Below are 15,466 nucleotides of genomic sequence, written 5' to 3'. Positions count from 1 at the left end.
GGCGGCGTCTGAGCTGATTAAGATGGCACACGCGCAGTCGCCCGCCCCGCGACGCGGCATGGGCAACCGCCCGGCTCCCGCGCCGCAGATCGCGCGCCGGGGGCATCGAGCCCCCGGCACGCGAAGCCGGCTGAAAGCCGGCGCTCCCAGTCCGTGCCGGCGCGGTGTCGAGCCCGCTTGTTGGGCATACCTCAGTTGGAGACCACTTGTCGCGGTCCATCAGCAGCTTGCGGTGATCCGACCCCGAACTTTGCCTGTCCATCCGCAAAGCTACGAGCCGTTGATCCGCTCGCTACTGTCTCCGGCCTCAAAGGGCCGAGGGCTAAGGGCCAAGGCAGACCTCCTCGGCCCTTGGCCCTTTGCGCTTGCGCCAACGAGCGGGCGGCGCAAGACGACGCTCCGTGCCCTGGTTGGTCTGAGGCTCTGCCTCGCTAGGCGTCAGGTGCGCGGCCGATCGGGGCGGGCACCGCGTGCCGAGGGTCGGACTCGCGCGGCTGCGGGCCGTCACGGGCGAGCTGGTATGATGCGCGGCTTTGGGGCGGGGCGACGTCGCCGCTTGCGCGAAGCCCAACGCCGAGGAACTACGGAGTAAAGCCCAACGTGTTCGAGCTGTTCCAGGCGGGTGGTTGGCTGATGCTGCCCATTCTGCTCTGCTCCATCGCCGCGCTGGCGATCGTCATCGAGCGGCTCTGGGCGCTGCGCCGTTCCGTGATCATGCCGGACGACCTCGTGAGCCGCATCTGGCAGATGGATCGTCGGCGGCTGCTCAACGATGACCGCATCGCCGAGATTCGCGAGGGCTCGGCGCTGGGGCGCATGCTCGCGGCCGGGCTGGTCAATCGCTTCCATTCGCGGGAGGTGATGAAGGAGTCCATCCAGGACACCGGGCGCCAGGTGGTGGCGGACCTGGAGCGCTACCTCAACGCGCTCGGGACGATTGCTGCCGTGACGCCGCTGCTCGGGCTGCTCGGCACGGTGCTCGGCATGATCGAGGTCTTCGGCGTCATCATGGAGGCCGGCGTCGGCAACCCCGGCGTGCTCGCTGGCGGCATCTCCCAGGCGCTGATCACCACCGCGGCGGGGCTGTCCGTGGCGATTCCGGCGCTGATGTTCTACCGCTATTTCAACAATCGCGTGGACAAGATCGTCATCGCCATGGAGGAGCAGGCGCTGCGCCTCATCGAGGTGATGCAGGGCGAGCGCGAGGCCGCGAGCACCGACGGGAGCGTTGCGTGAACCTGCGGCCGCGGCGGCGCGATGACCCGGACATCAACCTGACGCCGCTCATCGACGTCGTGTTCCTGCTGCTCATCTTCTTCATGGTGTCCACGACCTTCAACGACGACGCCAGGCTGCGGCTGGAGCTGCCGCAGGCGGACGGCGAGCCGGCCGGGGCCGCGGAGCTTGAGCTCCTGACCATTGTCATCGACCTGTCCGGTCGCTTCTACGTGAACGATGGGCAGGTGCTCGGCACCGACGCCGGCACGCTGATGCGCGCCCTGCGCGAGGTCACAGACACCGACCGCGAGCTTCCGGTGCTGATCAAGGCGGATGCGAAGACGCCGCACCAGGCCGTGATGACGGCGCTGGATGCGCTCGGGCAGCTCGGCCTGAGCCGTGTGGCCTTCGCCGCGAGCCGCATGGACGAGGCGCCGTGACCGCGCCCGCGCGAGTGAACGTGCAGGACAGCGGGCGCGAGGTCTACGCCCGACTCCTCGGCTACGTGAAGCCCTACTGGCGCATGTTTGCGCTGTCCATCGGCGGCATGCTCGTGTTCGCATCCACCGAGCCCGTGTTCGCGGCCATGATCAAGCCGCTCTTGGACGGCAGCTTCGTCGAGCGCGATCCGAACATAGTGCGGCTGATGCCGATCCTGCTCGTGGCCGTGTTCGTGGTGCGCGGCATCGCTGGCTTTGTGAACAACTACTGCCTCAAGTGGGTGGGGCGGCGCGTGGTGGCGGACCTGCGCCAGCAGATGTTCGACCACCTGCTGCGCGCGCCGACGCGCTACTACGACACCCACGGCACCGGCCAGCTCCTGGCCAAGCTCACCTACAACGTCGAGAACGTCGCGACCGCCGCGACCTCGGCCATCACGACCCTGGTGCGCGACGGCTTCACGGCGCTGGCGCTGCTCGCGTACATGCTCTATCTAGACGCGGCGCTGTCGGCGATCTTCCTGCTCATCGGCCCGGTGATGGCCTTCTCGATGAAGTACGCAACGCGCCGCTTCCGCCGCTACGGCGCGCGCATCCAGGACCGCGTCGGCTCGCTGACGCATGTGGCACAGGAGGTCATCGACGGGCACCGGGTCGTGAAGGCCTTTGGCGGCGAGCGCCGCGAGTCCGACACCTTCTCGGCCATCAACGAGAAGACGCGCTCGCTGCAGATGAAGATCATCGCCGTGGAGTCCGTCAGCGTGCCGGTGGTGCAGTTGCTGTCCGCCGTCGCCATCGGTGTCATCGTGTATCTGTCTACGCTGCAAGGGCTGCGCGAGGACATCACGGTGGGCACCTTCATGTCCTTCGTCGTCGCCATGGGCCTGATGCTGCCGCCGGTGAAGCGGCTCACGGCCGTGAATTCCGAGCTCCAGCGTGGCATCGTCGCCGCCGACAGCCTGTTCGAGCTGCTCGACAGCGAGACCGAGCAGGACACCGGCAAGCAGACGCTGACGCGCGTGCAGGGCGAGATCGAGCTCTGCGGCGTCACGCACGTGTATGACCCGGCCAAGGGGGCGGTGCTGCACGCGCTGGATCTGCACGTGTGCGCCGGCGAGAGCGTGGCGCTGGTGGGGCGCTCCGGCAGCGGCAAGTCGACCCTGGTGAGCCTGCTGCCGCGCTTCTACGACCAGACCGAGGGGCAGATCCTGATCGACGGCATCGACCATCGCGAGGTGACGCTGGCGAGCCTGCGCGCGCAGATCTCGTTGGTGACGCAGGACATCGTGCTGTTCAACGCGAGCGTCGCCGACAACATCGCCTACGGCGCGTCGGCCGCGGCGTCGCGGGCCGACATCGAGCGCGCCGCCGAGGCCGCCCATGCGCTCGAATTCATCAACGCGTTGCCGCAGGGTTTCGACACGCTGGTCGGGGACCGCGGCGTGCTCCTGTCCGGCGGGCAGCGGCAGCGGCTCGCCATCGCGCGGGCCATGCTCAAGGACGCGCCGATCCTGATTTTGGACGAGGCCACCTCGGCGCTGGACACCGAGGCGGAGCGGCACATCCAGCAGGCGCTCGCGGCGCTGATGGCAAACCGTACCACGCTGGTCATCGCCCACCGGCTCTCCACCATCGAGCACGTGGACCGCGTCGTGGTGTTGGAGCAGGGGCGCATCATCGAGCAGGGCAGCCATCGGGAGCTGCTCGCGGCCGGCGGCACCTATGCGCGGCTGCAGCGTGCGCAGCTCGTGGTGCCGCTGCCGGAGCCGGCGCGCGACGGCGCGGCTAGCGCCGGCGCGGGCGCGTGACCCCGCAGGACGTCTGGTATGGCGATGCGCCCGCGGCACGACTCGCCTCTGCCGCGCTGGCGCCGCTTGGCTGGGCCTACTGCGGGATTGCGGCGCTGCGGGCGGCGCTGTATCGGCGTGGCTGGCTCGAGAGCTTCGCGGTGGGCGCGCCGGTGCTCGTGGTCGGCAACCTCACCGTCGGCGGCACGGGCAAGACGCCGCTGGTGCGCTGGCTGGGGGCACGTCTCCGCGAGCGCGGCCTGCGGCCCGGCATCGCGGCGCGGGGCTACCGCGGCAGCGGCGAGCGGGCTCCGGCCGTGCGTCCAACCGTGCGCCCAACCGTGCGACTGGTGCCGCCGGACGGCGACCCGGCGCTGTTCGGCGACGAGCCCGTGCTGCTCGCGGCGGACGGCAACGTGCCGGTGGCGGTGGGCGCGGACCGCGTCGCCGTTGCCCGGGCACTGATCCGCGAGCACGGCTGCGACGTCGTGGTCACCGATGATGGACTCCAGCACTACCGGCTGCGGCGCTGCTGCGAGATCCTGGTGCAGGACGGCGCGCGCGGGCACGGCAACGGCCGCTGTCTGCCGGCGGGGCCGCTGCGCGAGCCCGAGCGGCGCGCGGCGCGGGCAGACCTCTGCATCGCCACCGGCGGCCGGCCCGGCCTGCTCGGCATGGCATTGGTGCCGGGTGCGGCGGTGAGCCTGGCGGAGCCGGACCGTACCTTGCCGCTGGCCGGGCTCGCGGGCCGGCGCGTCACCGCCGTGGCCGGCATCGGCAACCCGGCGCGGTTCTTTGGCATGCTGGAGCAGCACGGCATCGGCGTTGATGCCAGGCCCTATCCAGACCATCACCGCTTCACGGCGGCGGACATGGCAAGCTGGGGCAGCGGCCCGGTGCTGATGACCGAGAAGGACGCGGTCAAGTGCCGGCGGCTCGGGCCGGGCGCGGAGCACTGGCTGGTGCCGGTGCGTGCGGTGCCCGACGTGGCCTTTATCGACGCGCTTGATGCGCTGCTCGCCCGGCGCGGCGTGCTTGGTCAGGGACCGGCACCCGGGCGTCCCGCGGGGCCTGCCTGAGGCGACGCTCGGGTGCCTTGTCCCGTGCCGACCTGGCAGCATGGGCGATTACTGGCTTTCATCGCCGAACGCCGCAGCCTGACGGCGCGGCAAGCAAGGCCCCAGCGGGCGCCGCCCGCCGGCGCCTGCCTCAACCATCGGAGTGCAAGAGCATGCCGGAGAGCTTTCGCATCGTCATCCCCGCGCGCTACGGTGCCAGTCGCCTGCCTGGCAAGCCGCTCGTGGACATCGGCGGCAAGACCCTCATCGCGCGGGTCTGGGAGCAGGCCGGCGCCAGCGCGGCGGCGGAGGTCGTCGTCGCCACGGACGACCAGCGCGTGGTCGATCACTGCCGAGCCATCGGCGCCGACGCGGCACTGACGGGCGCCCATCTGCAGAGCGGCACCGACCGCGTCGCCGAGCTGGCGGCGGCACGCGGCTGGGCGCCGGATGACATCGTCGTCAACCTGCAGGGCGACGAGCCCTTGATGCCGCCCGCGCTCATCGACCAGGTGGCCGCAGCGCTGATGGGGGCCGACGGGGCGCCGATGGCGACCCTGGCCGCGCCCATCACGGAGGCCGCGGCGCTGTTCGACCCGCACGTCGTCAAGGTGGTCACGGATGCCGCAGGCAGCGCGCTGTACTTCTCGCGCGCGCCGATCCCTTGGCATCGGGATGAGTTCCTGCGCGGGCGCGCACGCCTGCCGCAGGGCACGCACTTTCTGCGGCACATCGGGCTCTACGCCTATCGCGTGGGCTTCCTCGCACGCTTCGTGGCCTGGCCGCCGGCCCCGCTGGAGGTTGCGGAGTCGCTGGAGCAACTGCGCGCGCTCTGGCACGGGGAGCGGATTCACGTCGCCATCGCCGACGTCGAGCCGGGACCCGGCGTCGACACGGCCGACGATGTGCGGGCCGTGCTGAGCCGGCTCGCGAGCATTTGACGTCAGCTTGAAGCTGCGGCGGCGTTCAATGCCGCGAGCAGGCGGGTCGCGTCCTCGGTGGGCTCGCCCTCGGTCGTCAGCAGGGCGAGCTCCAGGTGCTCCTGCCCCCGGCCCGCGGCGTTGCCGTACTGATCCGGCTGGATCGGCGGTTCCGCGTCCTGGCTTTCCAGCACCAGCCGGCCGTCCGCCACCAGCACGTCGACGATGCGCCAGGGGCGCCCGGCCAGGATCACGCGGCGGCCAACGTGGCCCCGCAGGTCGGTCATCAGGTTCTCGGAGGCAGGCATCAGGCTGTCGTCCCGTCGTTGCAGTGGCCGCCAAGATGGGGCCTGGTTGCCACTTTCGCACGCGGCGCGACGGCTTCGCCCGGTGTCGGAGCTCGGCAGCGAAGCAGTTGCCAGGCCGGTGTCGGGACCGGGCCGGACCGGGCCGGGCCGGAGCGGGCCGGAGCGGGCCGGAGCGGGCCGGAGCGGGCCGGAGCGGGCCGGAGCGGGCCGGAGAGCCGACCTCCAGGTCGGCTCGGCTGGTGTGTTGACCTGGAGGTCAACACTCCCGAGAACGCTCCAGCCAACACGCCAGACAACGGGCGACTCGGGTCGATTTCGACTTCGATTTCGACTTCGATTTCGACTTCGATAGCGATTTCGATAGCAATGGAGCTCGCTGGAGCAAGTAGCCGTGAAGGAACTCGGACAGTTCTGCTCTGTCGGTTTACAGAGGCCCAAAAAAAGAGCCCCGCGAGGTCGCGGGGCCAATTCACCACTGAGGAGGTCAGAGAGCGGAAACGGCAGAGAGGGAATTTCCGCCTCTGACCCCTAGTAAGCAGGTTCGATGCCAACCTTGCGAGAGCGCCGCCGATCAAGCCCCCGAGCAGCCATGCAACCCCGCGACGGCGTTCCGGCGCGGCAAGACTGTGCGATTCTAGGCCACGCTGGGCCCATTTTGCACCGGATGAGTGCGTTCACGTCCTCGGTGTTGCGCATAAGCTTCTGCCTAAGTTGCGTTCTCGCGACACTCGGCCCGGCGGCGGCCGAGCAGCGGACGGCTTCGGGCTGGCTGCAGTTGGAGCGCGATCAGCGCACCTATCGCGAGCGCGTGGCGCCACTCGATCTGCAAGAGCAGCGCGAGCTCGGCGTCATAGAGCGCAGCCAGCGGAACGATCTGCGCGCGCTGGAGCAGCGGGTGGACCGCGCCGAGCAGCTCGATCGGCGCCGCGAGGCCGGGCCGGACCGGGCGCGACCCGTGCCGCGCCGCGACTACGCCACGCAGCGGCGCCGTGCCCTCGAGCAGCAGCGGCTCGACGTGCAGACCCAGCAGCAGGGCCTGCCCTACGGCCGACGCCCCGCGCCGCCGACGCCGGGCCGGCCGGTGTGGCGATGGTAGAATCCATGGCTTTCAGCCGACACCGAGCAACCGAGGAGACATGACGGCGCACGCAAAGGTCAGGGTCCTATTCGTCTGTATGGGCAATATCTGCCGATCGCCGACGGCGCAGGGGGTGTTTCGCAAGCTGGTGGAGGATGCCGGGCTGGTCGATCGCATCGAGATCGACTCCGCCGGCACGCACGCGTACCACGTCGGGGAGCCGCCGGACGCGCGGGCGCAGGCGACGGCGCTGCGCCGTGGCATTGATCTGTCGGATCTGCGCGCCCGGCGGGCCGTGCCGGCGGACTTTGAGGCGTATCACTACGTGTTGGCCATGGACCAGGAGAACTACCATGCGCTGTCCGACCTGTGCCCGCCGGGGCGCGGCCTGGAGCGGCGTCTGACGCTGTTGATGGACTACGCGCCGGCGGCGCGCCTGCGCGAGGTGCCGGACCCCTACTACGGCAGCTCCGGCGGCTTCGAGGCGGTGTTCGACATGGTGGAGGAGGCGGCGCGGGGGCTGCTGGAGGATATTCGGCGCCGGCATCTGTGACCGGGGTCAAGCAGGCAGTCGCATCGCAAGCCGACTGTCGATGCGGTATCAAGCGCAGCGCCGAGAGCAGTGCTTCATGCTCCGTTTCGCCAACAGGGTCTCCACTGCGACATCGATCTGCAGCGAGACCGTAACCATCCGGTGCGTCGTCGCGTTTATGGACGATACCGCTTGCCGAAGGCTCGCATCGCGCGGACGCCGCGGCTCCTTGCCCGCCAGGTGCCGGGCCTGCGCCAGTAGCTCAGTGGGCAGACTCATGCGCCGACGCGTCCTCGTCGGATTTGATCTCCGAGACCCCGCGGTAGCGCAGATAGGGCCAGCGCTCGATTCCCTCGGTCGCCAGGGCCTCGGTCGCCAGGGCCTCGGTGATCCATCGGCGCGCCGCGTCTCTTTGCTTGAAGAAGTCCGGGCGCTCAAACGCGTCATCGTCGATGACCAGCCACAGGAAGACCGCAGGATCATCGTCTAGGTCGTGGTCCAGAGTGAGGCTGAAGTCCCTGACGAACCTTGGTGGATGCTTGCGCAGCTCGGATGCGAGACGCTCGCTTTCAGTCATGATCGGGTCTACTGCCTGAGTAAGGAGGGAGCCGGCAGGGGATACGACATTGTCTAGCGAGGCAGAGCCTCAGACCGACAAGGATGCCGTCTGGCGCAGCCCGCTCGTTGGCGCATTGAATCAAGGGCCGAGGGCCGAGGGCCGAGGGCCGAGGAGGGTTCCCTCGGGCCTCAGCCCTCAGCCCTATCCCCAGGTGTCCTCGCCCGACGCGCTCCCGCGTCAACGCGCCGGCTTGACGTCGCCGTCGACGGCGGCACCGTGGTCCCTGGCGGCCATCGAGGTCGGATAGTCGGTCCGCGCCGGGTAGCGGGCAAGGTCGGCAAGGATGTCGTGGCGCAGCGGGTGGTCGATGTCCTGCGGATGCAGCCCGATGCGCACGAGCCCCGCGCGTTGCGCCCGGTGCCGCCCGAGCGCGTTCCAGAGCTTGAGCACCGGCACGCGCAGCGCGGCGTCGGCCTCGTAGCCGAGCACCGGTGAGCGGCGGACCTGCCCGCTGGCGCAATCCATCACGCCGTCGAAGCGCTCCAGCCAGCGAAAGCCGGCCGCCCGGACCCCGGCCGCGTCGATGTCGCCGACGGCCCAGGCGGGCGGGACGTAGACCTCGGGCGGTGCCAGGCCATTCGACTCGAACCAAGTGCGGCAGCGGCGGAGCAGGGCGGAGATGCCGTCGCGGTCCAGGGCCAGGTGCTCGGCGACGTTGCGCGACAAGAGCAGGCTGTGCAGGCGATGCCGCAGGCCGCGGATCTGTTCCACATGGTGCTGCCAGCCATGCCCCGCGAGGCGATACCCGGCCCGCTCCAGCGCGCGCAGCTCATCGATGCCGGCGGTATCCCAGCCGGTGCCGGGCACCACCAGCAGCGTCACCGGGGCGACGGCGTGGCGCTCCAGCAGCGCGAGCGTGCGCCGCACGGCGGGCATGGTCTCGGGCATCAGGTCATGCACGGACACCAGTGCCAGCGGTGATGCCGCTGGGGCGGGTAGGGTGGCCGCGTCAGATGGAGACATCGTCGGCGCCGCCCGCGTCCTCGTCCCGCAGGAGGCGCAGCCAGTGGCGCAGGTTGCGGTCGTTGATCTCGCGCGCGGCCTCGCGGGCGATGTCGGCCTTGCGTTGGAGCAGTGCGTGGTCCAGCGCCTGGACGCGGGCCAAGGTCTGCCCCAGGTCCTCGTTGGCGTGGATCTGGAACAGCCCGCGCCGCAGCGAGTCCCAGCTCAGGATGCCGCACTCGGAGGACACCACCACCAGGCGGGAGCGCGCCATGGCCTCCAGTGCGATGGTGCCGAACGACTCCACGGTGGAGGGCAGCACCACGGCGTCGGCGCTGTCGAGCAGCGGCAGGATCTGCTGGCGCTTGACCCAGCCGACGTAGTGCAGGTTCGGCAGCCGGTCGGCATGGTCGAGCAGCCACTGCCGCAGCGGGCCGTCGCCCGCCACCTGGAATTGGAGATCCGGCAGCGCCGCCGCCGCGTCCACGACGGCGCCCAGGTTCTTCTCCGGCGCCAGACGGCCGGCGAACAGCACCCGCCGCAGCCCGTCGCGTAGCGGCTGCGCCGGCGTGTCGAGGAAGGCCTTCGGGATGGGTGTGCCCATGAGGCCGACGCGCTTGGCGCCGATGCCGCGGGCAATCTCGACCATCTCCTCGGAGTTCGCGAGCACCAGCGCGCCCTCGCGGAATAGCGCGCGGTTGCAGGCGTTGAGGTAGGCCTGGGCGACGCGCCCGCGCGCCAGCCAGTCGTCGTTGATCTGGGCGAGGCGCTCGAAGTGGGTATGGAAGCCGACGACGAGCCGCGCATGCCAGCGCTTGGCGAGCACCATGCCGAGCATGCCGAAGGGGCCCGGCGTCGGCACGATGACGACGTCCGGTCGCAGCCGGCCCATGCGGCGCATCACCAGCGGCAGCGACGGCAGCACGAAGCGCTGGGTGGAGTCCCCTGGCAGCGGCAGCGAGAGCCCGCCGTACCAGTGCCCGGCGCGAAAGCGCGGCGAGATCAGATCCACCCGCGCGCCGACGGCCTTCAGGTGCTCGGCGAGGTCCCGATAGTAGGCGCCGACGCCGTTTCGCTCCGGCGCCGCGTCGGACACGATGGCGATGCGCAGTCCCGCGCCGTTGAGCTCGGTGGCCGCCGCCGCGGCCTCGGTGTTGTCCTGGGCATCTTCGCCCTGCGAATAGATCAGCATCGCTGCGCTTACCCGGCCTCGGTGGCCATTGCTGCGGCGCCCGCGGCGTCGCGGGCGCCCTCGACATTGGCCTCGGCCCCGGCCGGCGCCGTGCCGGCGACGCCCCCCTCAGGCGCTGCGCGGCACAGCACCGGGTGGCGGTAGGCGCCGGCGAAGCGGCGCGCAAGCGCGTCGGCGTCGAGCCCAAGCTCGGCGAGCCCGTAGCGATGACCGCTGCGATAGGCCCGTGCTGGTGCCGCGGCCTGCTCCAGCACCGTGGCGAAGGCGTCGTCCAGTGGTAGTCCTAAGCGGGCGTAGGCGTCGTGAACCGTGCCCGCGAGATCGCGCTTGAGGTCCGGCAGCGCCGCGGTGACGGTGCGCTCCGCGGCGGGGCCGTTGGCGAGCCGCAGCAGGTTGTCGTAGTAGAACGCGAGTTGCGCAATGAAGCGCTCGCGGATCAGGGGGCTGTCCGGCGGCACGCCGAAGAAGGCGAGCCCGGAGCGGATGGAGCTGAGCTGCGAAGGCACGGTCTCCGTCGGGTCGCGCAGGCAGATCAGAAAGCGCGCGTCCGGAAAGGTTTCGGCGAGGCCGTTGGCCAGCGACGCGAAGGCCGCGTTCTTGGACAGGAGCCGCTTGTCCGGCCCATGCACGTACAGGTGCCGGCGCAGCGCGTCCGCGTAGAAGCGGAGCAGTCGGCGGCGCTCCGCCGCCGGCATGTCGCGGTCGAAGCTGCCCATGCGCCAGAGGTGCGCGCTGTTGGGAAAGGGCAGCGCCAGGATGAAGCAGCTCAACACCGGCATCAGCGCGAAGTAGTCCTCCTCCGGCGTGTCCAGGCTCATGGCGTGCACGTCATCCAGGGCGGTGAAGATGCGCCGCTCCGCGAGCGTCATGAGGCCCCGCAGCGGCCCCCCGATCCGGGCATCGAGTCGGCCCACCGCACGCCAGAAGAGCCGCTGCGAGACCGATGGCGCAAACAGGCACTCCCAGGTGGCGAAGGTCGTGAACTGCGGGTCGCGCGCCAGGACGGCGTGCAGGTTGGTGGTGCCGCTGCGGGGCACGCCGAGCACGAACAGCGGGGCGCGGATCTCGACCTGCCGGTAGCCGCGGAAGAACAGGTCGTCCAGCAGGAAGCCGAGCCAGTGCAGACCCTGCACCAGCGCAAACAGCGGAAAAAAGCCGAGCATCACCCACACGCGGCGCGCGGAGATGCGACTCGTGCCGTCCGGGGAACGGAACAGCGCGCCGACCGCCATCCCGATGAACCGCGTTGTGCTGGTCAGAAACAGATGAAGCATCCGCCTGGAACATCCGCCTGCGCGTCGGGCCGAGCGGCCGGTTTAGGTTGACTCTCGGCGGCGCGCCCCGAACAGGGCTGCCCCGCCGTCAGCCCGCCATACTACCCTAGGCGCCGTGGAAACCGAAACCGAGCCGGTGCGGCCCGGTGCGGCCCGGTGCGGCCGCCCCATCGCGCTGCACCGAATGGGCGCGGGCCGCAGGCGCCGTGCGGGCTGTCGGCAGTGCTTAGCCCGGTCCGGAGCGATCGGCCGCCGCGAGCCGGTCCGAGAAGGCCGCGATGGTGTCGGCGGCAGGCACCTCCGCTGCTGTTGCTGTCCCCTCTGGTGCAGATGCAGCAACCGCGGTCGGATCGATGCCCTGCGGCTTCGGCGGTGTGTCGCCGTCGTGGCGCGGCAGCGGTGCGACGTTCGCCGGCGGCTCCAGCTCCGGTACTCCCTGCGGCTCAGGTGCGCTGGGGGCCGTCTCCGCAGGGTCGTGATCGCCGATCGCGAAGCCGTCGCTCATGCCGTCGTGGCGTGGGCCGTCGTCGGCAGTGACCGGCGCCTGCGTGGCGCGCGCGGGTGGCGGCGGGGCCAGGTCCGCGGCTGCATCGTGCTCCGCGCGCGGGGGGCCGCTCGCGTCGCTCGGCAGCCGGTCCATGGCGGCTTCCCCGGGCTCGGCGCGCGCCGGGGCGACCTGCGCTGGAGATGGGTCGGCGGCCGTGGCCTGCGCGTCGGCTCCGGACTGTGCTGGCGCGGACGGCGTCGGCGTATCGGGCGCGGCGTCGAATGCCTGCGCCGGCGCCACGTCCTGCTCGGCAACAGGGGCGCGGGCGCGACGCTCGGGGCGTGGCGAGTCCTCGAGGGCGGCAGGCGCCGTCGGCGTGCCGGCGCTGTCGGGCGCATCGCCGGCTGTCTCGGCGCTGTCGACTGCCGCGGCCTCGCCCTCGCGCGTGCCGCTGCCGCGCCGCCGACGGCCGCCCCGGCGCCGGCGGCTGGAGCGGCTGCGGGGCGTGGCTTGCTCCTCGCCGCCCGCGGCCGCGTCGGCTGGTGCAGCGAGCGCCTCGGTGTCGATTGCGGGTGCGCCGTCCTCGGCGTTGCGGTCATGGCGGGTGTGCGGATGCTGGCGCCGGGCTGGCTGGCCGTCGACGGCCATGGGCAGCGTCGCGCCGCGGGCCATCAACTGCTTGCCGGCGGCAGCCTCGGGCACATCCGGCGTGCCCGCTGCCGACCGGCTTTGGTCATCGGCGCTCACCTGTGCCGGATCGCGCTGCCCGCCGCGGCGCGGGCGCCGGTCGCGGCTGTTGCGCGCGCGCTCGCTGCCGTCGCGGCGCTCATGCGTGTGCTGACGCGCGTTCGGCTGCTGACCGTCGCTTGGCTGCTGCTGATTGTTGCTTGGCTGCTGCTGACGCTCGTTCGGCTGCTGACGCTCGTTCGGCTGCCGGCGCTCGTTCGGTTGGCGGCCCCGACGGCCCTGCGCCGGCTCGCCGGCGCCTTGCGCTGGCTGACGCTGGTGGCGTTGCTCGCGACCGGGCTCGCCGGCCGGCCGCGGCCCGCGGGCCTCGGCGCCCGTAGCCGGCGACGCCTGCTCGGGCGGCCGCGGCACGCCGGGGTGCTCGGTGCCGTGCGTGCCGCCGCCGTCCTCGGGCGGCGCGAAGATCCGCCAGAGCTTCTTCAGCATGCTCTCCTGGTGCGCGCGGACGTGGGCGTCGGCCTCCTCGTCCATGGCCTCGTCCATGGCCTCGTCCATGGCCTCGTCCGCTGCCGACTCCGGTTCCGACGGAGTCGAGGCCGGTCGCTGTGGCGCCGGCAGCGCGGGCCGCACGCCCTTGACGGCCGGCTCCTCGGGCTTTGCTTCCGGCCGGGTGCTGGCGAACTGGGGCACGGCGAGCTCGGGACGTACGGCGAGCGTGTAGCTCGGCTCATCTTCGTTCAACCGCTCGACATCCTGCACGCGCACGCGCTCAATGGTGAAGTCCGGGGTCTCCATGTGCTTGTTCGGGATCAGCACGATGCCCACCTGATGGCGCTGCTCGATCTCCAGGATCTTGCGGCGCTTCTCGTTCAGCAGGAAGGCGGCGACATCCACCGGCAGTTGCGCGTGGATGCGCGCGGTGCTGTCCTTCATGCCTTCTTCCTCGATGATGCGCAGCACCGACAGCGCCAGCGATTCCACGCCCCGAATGCTGCCCTGGCCCTTGCAGCGCGGGCAGACGTGCTGGCTCGACTCGCCGAGGGACGGCCGCAGCCGCTGGCGCGACATCTCCAGCAGCCCGAAGCGCGAGATGCGGGCCACCTGGACGCGGGCGCGGTCTTGCTTGAGCGCATCACGCAGCCGGTTCTCGACCTCGCGCTGGTGCTTGGCGGGGGTCATGTCGATGAAGTCGATGACGAAGAGCCCACCCAAGTCCCGCAGGCGCAGTTGGCGGGCGATCTCGTCCGCGGCCTCCAGGTTGGTGTTGAAGGCCGTCTCCTCGATGTCCGCGCCCTTGGTGGCGCGGGCGGAGTTGATGTCGATGGAGGTGAGCGCCTCGGTGTGGTCGATGACCAGCGAGCCGCCGGAGGGCAAGCGCACTTCGCGCTGGAAGGCCGATTCGATCTGGCTCTCGATCTGGTAGCGGGTGAAGAGCGGCACCTCGTCCCGGTAGAGCCGCAGCTTCTTGTTGCTCTGCGGCATCACCTGTTGCAGGAATTCCTCCGCGCGGCGGTAGACCTCGGCGTCGTCGACGACGATCTCGCCGATATCTGCGCGCATGTGATCGCGGATGCTGCGGATGATGATGTCGCTTTCCTGGTAGATCAGGAACGGTGCCTTGCGGCCTTCACCGGAGGTCTTGATGGCGTCCCAGAGCTGGAGCAGGTAGTCGAGGTCCCACTGGAGCTCCTCGGTGTTCTTGCCGACCCCGGCGGTGCGCACGATGAGGCCCATGTCCTCCGGGATCTCGAGCTGGCTCAAGACCTCGCGCAGCTCGGAGCGATCGGCACCGTCGATGCGCCGCGACACGCCGCCGGCGCGCGGGTTGTTCGGCATCAGCACCAGGTAGCGCCCGGCGAGCGAGATGAACGTGGTGAGCGCCGCGCCCTTGCTGCCGCGCTCTTCCTTGTCGATCTGGACGACGACCTCGCGCCCTTCCTTGATGAGCTCCTTGATGTTGGCCTTGCTGCCGGGCTTGAGCTCCTGGCTGAAATAGGCGCGGGAGATCTCCTTCAGCGGCAGGAAGCCGTGGCGCTCGGAGCCGTAGTCTACAAATGCCGCCTCGAGGCTCGGCTCGACGCGGGTGATGAGGCCCTTGTAGATGTTGGCTTTCTTCTGTTCCCGCCCGGGGCTTTCGATATCCAGGTTAAAAAGTTTCTGGCCGTCCACGATCGCGACGCGCAGCTCTTCCGGCTGCGTGGCGTTGATCAGCATTCTCTTCATGTTCTTTGCGCACTCTTGCCGTGGCGCGCGGCGTGATGCCGTTGCCCGACGCGACCTTTTCGGCCGGGCCCGGGGATCCCGCTCGCAGTCGGCTCCCCATGCCGACGGGCTCGATGTTCGTGGTCGTCGCGCCGCGGTATTGCGCGGCGACCGGCGGCCAGGCAAGCGTCGAGCACGCGCCTGTGTTCACTTCGCGCGGCCGGCTAGGGTGGGCCGGGGCGCTGGTTCGGGCGGCGACTGCATCGCTGCCCGGAAAAATCGGATGCGACAGCCGCCACAGCCCGGGTATCGGGCGCGGCTTGCGGTTGTCGCGGTGCTGGCAGCAACGGCTGCCCCGAGGCGGCGGCTCTGCACTGTGACGGCGCGCCGGTGGGTGTACCATGGGCGGCGGGCTACCGGCGCACTGTTGCATCCGGGTTGTCACTGGTGCCGTGGGCCGGGGTCTGGATCGCACTGGATCTCTGTGCTGATGCCGGTGGCGTGCCCGGCTGGTTGTTGTGGACGCAGGTCCGTTGCCGAGCTGCGCCGTGTAGTGTCGATCCCGGGGGCACCGACGCTCTCGCGTCGCTTTCGCGGACGCGCATAAGTGGCTAAGGCTAGCAAGGTTTTCGAGGGTCGGCAATTGACCGAGTCGAACAGTTCCGCCGGACAGAGCCGCCGGCAGACCGCACCGGACGTGCGTCACCTACAGGTCGGGCCCC

The 15,466-nt window shown here is 70.6% G+C and carries 13 protein-coding genes; 7 read left to right on the top strand and 6 right to left on the bottom strand.

Annotated features, from left to right (window positions below):
- The first annotated feature begins 600 nt into the window (after positions 1-600).
- The 5 genes from ML01_RS21730 (at position 601) to kdsB (ending at position 5,444) form a co-directional block, all read left to right on the top strand.
- Positions 601-1,236: a MotA/TolQ/ExbB proton channel family protein gene (locus tag ML01_RS21730; RefSeq protein ID WP_058557492.1), complete on the top strand. Its 636-nt coding sequence runs from the start codon at positions 601-603 to the stop codon at positions 1,234-1,236.
- Positions 1,233-1,658, top strand: a complete 426-nt coding sequence (locus tag ML01_RS21725; RefSeq protein WP_058557491.1) for a biopolymer transporter ExbD — start codon at positions 1,233-1,235, stop codon at positions 1,656-1,658. Before ML01_RS21730 ends, ML01_RS21725 begins: the two co-directional genes overlap by 4 nt.
- Entirely contained in the window at positions 1,655-3,466 is a 1,812-nt protein-coding gene (gene msbA, locus ML01_RS21720) for a lipid A export permease/ATP-binding protein MsbA (protein WP_058557490.1), read from the top strand. Before ML01_RS21725 ends, msbA begins: the two co-directional genes overlap by 4 nt.
- Complete coding sequence (lpxK, locus tag ML01_RS21715; protein WP_058557489.1) at positions 3,463-4,524, top strand: tetraacyldisaccharide 4'-kinase; 1,062 nt, start codon at positions 3,463-3,465, stop codon at positions 4,522-4,524. The genes msbA and lpxK overlap by 4 nt, the downstream gene beginning before the upstream one ends.
- A gap of 152 nt (positions 4,525-4,676) precedes the next feature.
- A complete protein-coding gene (gene kdsB / locus ML01_RS21710) occupies positions 4,677-5,444 on the top strand; it encodes a 3-deoxy-manno-octulosonate cytidylyltransferase (RefSeq protein ID WP_058557488.1) in 768 nt (255 codons plus the stop codon).
- 2 nt (positions 5,445-5,446) lie between these two features.
- On the opposite strand, the gene ML01_RS21705 is transcribed toward kdsB, so the two are convergent.
- Positions 5,447-5,731, bottom strand: coding sequence for a hypothetical protein (locus ML01_RS21705; RefSeq protein WP_058557487.1), 285 nt, complete (start codon positions 5,729-5,731; stop codon positions 5,447-5,449).
- A gap of 775 nt (positions 5,732-6,506) precedes the next feature.
- On the opposite strand from ML01_RS21705, the gene ML01_RS21700 reads away from it, so the two are divergent.
- Positions 6,507-6,827 carry a hypothetical protein gene (locus ML01_RS21700; protein ID WP_058557486.1) on the top strand — a complete coding sequence of 107 codons (321 nt, stop codon included), beginning with the start codon at positions 6,507-6,509 and terminating at the stop codon, positions 6,825-6,827.
- Positions 6,828-6,867: 40 nt separating this feature from the next.
- Positions 6,868-7,362, top strand: coding sequence for a low molecular weight protein-tyrosine-phosphatase (locus ML01_RS21695; RefSeq protein WP_058557485.1), 495 nt, complete (start codon positions 6,868-6,870; stop codon positions 7,360-7,362).
- A 241-nt stretch (positions 7,363-7,603) separates the two neighbouring features.
- On the opposite strand, the gene ML01_RS21685 is transcribed toward ML01_RS21695, so the two are convergent.
- From ML01_RS21685 to rne, 5 genes are all read right to left on the bottom strand, one after another.
- Positions 7,604-7,918 carry a hypothetical protein gene (locus ML01_RS21685; protein ID WP_058557483.1) on the bottom strand — a complete coding sequence of 105 codons (315 nt, stop codon included), beginning with the start codon at positions 7,916-7,918 and terminating at the stop codon, positions 7,604-7,606.
- Between the two features lie 219 nt (positions 7,919-8,137).
- Positions 8,138-8,923 (bottom strand): polysaccharide deacetylase family protein, encoded by a 786-nt coding sequence (locus ML01_RS21680; RefSeq protein WP_058557482.1) that lies wholly within the window; start codon positions 8,921-8,923, stop codon positions 8,138-8,140.
- Positions 8,910-10,094 carry a glycosyltransferase gene (locus ML01_RS21675; protein WP_058557481.1) on the bottom strand — a complete coding sequence of 395 codons (1,185 nt, stop codon included), beginning with the start codon at positions 10,092-10,094 and terminating at the stop codon, positions 8,910-8,912. The genes ML01_RS21680 and ML01_RS21675 overlap by 14 nt, the downstream gene beginning before the upstream one ends.
- 8 nt (positions 10,095-10,102) lie before the next feature.
- Positions 10,103-11,368, bottom strand: a complete 1,266-nt coding sequence (locus tag ML01_RS21670) for a sulfotransferase (protein WP_058557480.1) — start codon at positions 11,366-11,368, stop codon at positions 10,103-10,105.
- 226 nt (positions 11,369-11,594) lie between these two features.
- Positions 11,595-14,765, bottom strand: a complete 3,171-nt coding sequence (rne, locus tag ML01_RS27790; protein WP_082674529.1) for a ribonuclease E — start codon at positions 14,763-14,765, stop codon at positions 11,595-11,597.
- Positions 14,766-15,466: the final 701 nt, after the last annotated feature.

The sequence above is a fragment of the Thiohalocapsa sp. ML1 genome (assembly GCF_001469165.1).
GTDB lineage: Bacteria > Pseudomonadota > Gammaproteobacteria > Chromatiales > Chromatiaceae > Thiohalocapsa.
This window is presented reverse-complemented; position numbering and strand designations above follow the sequence as displayed.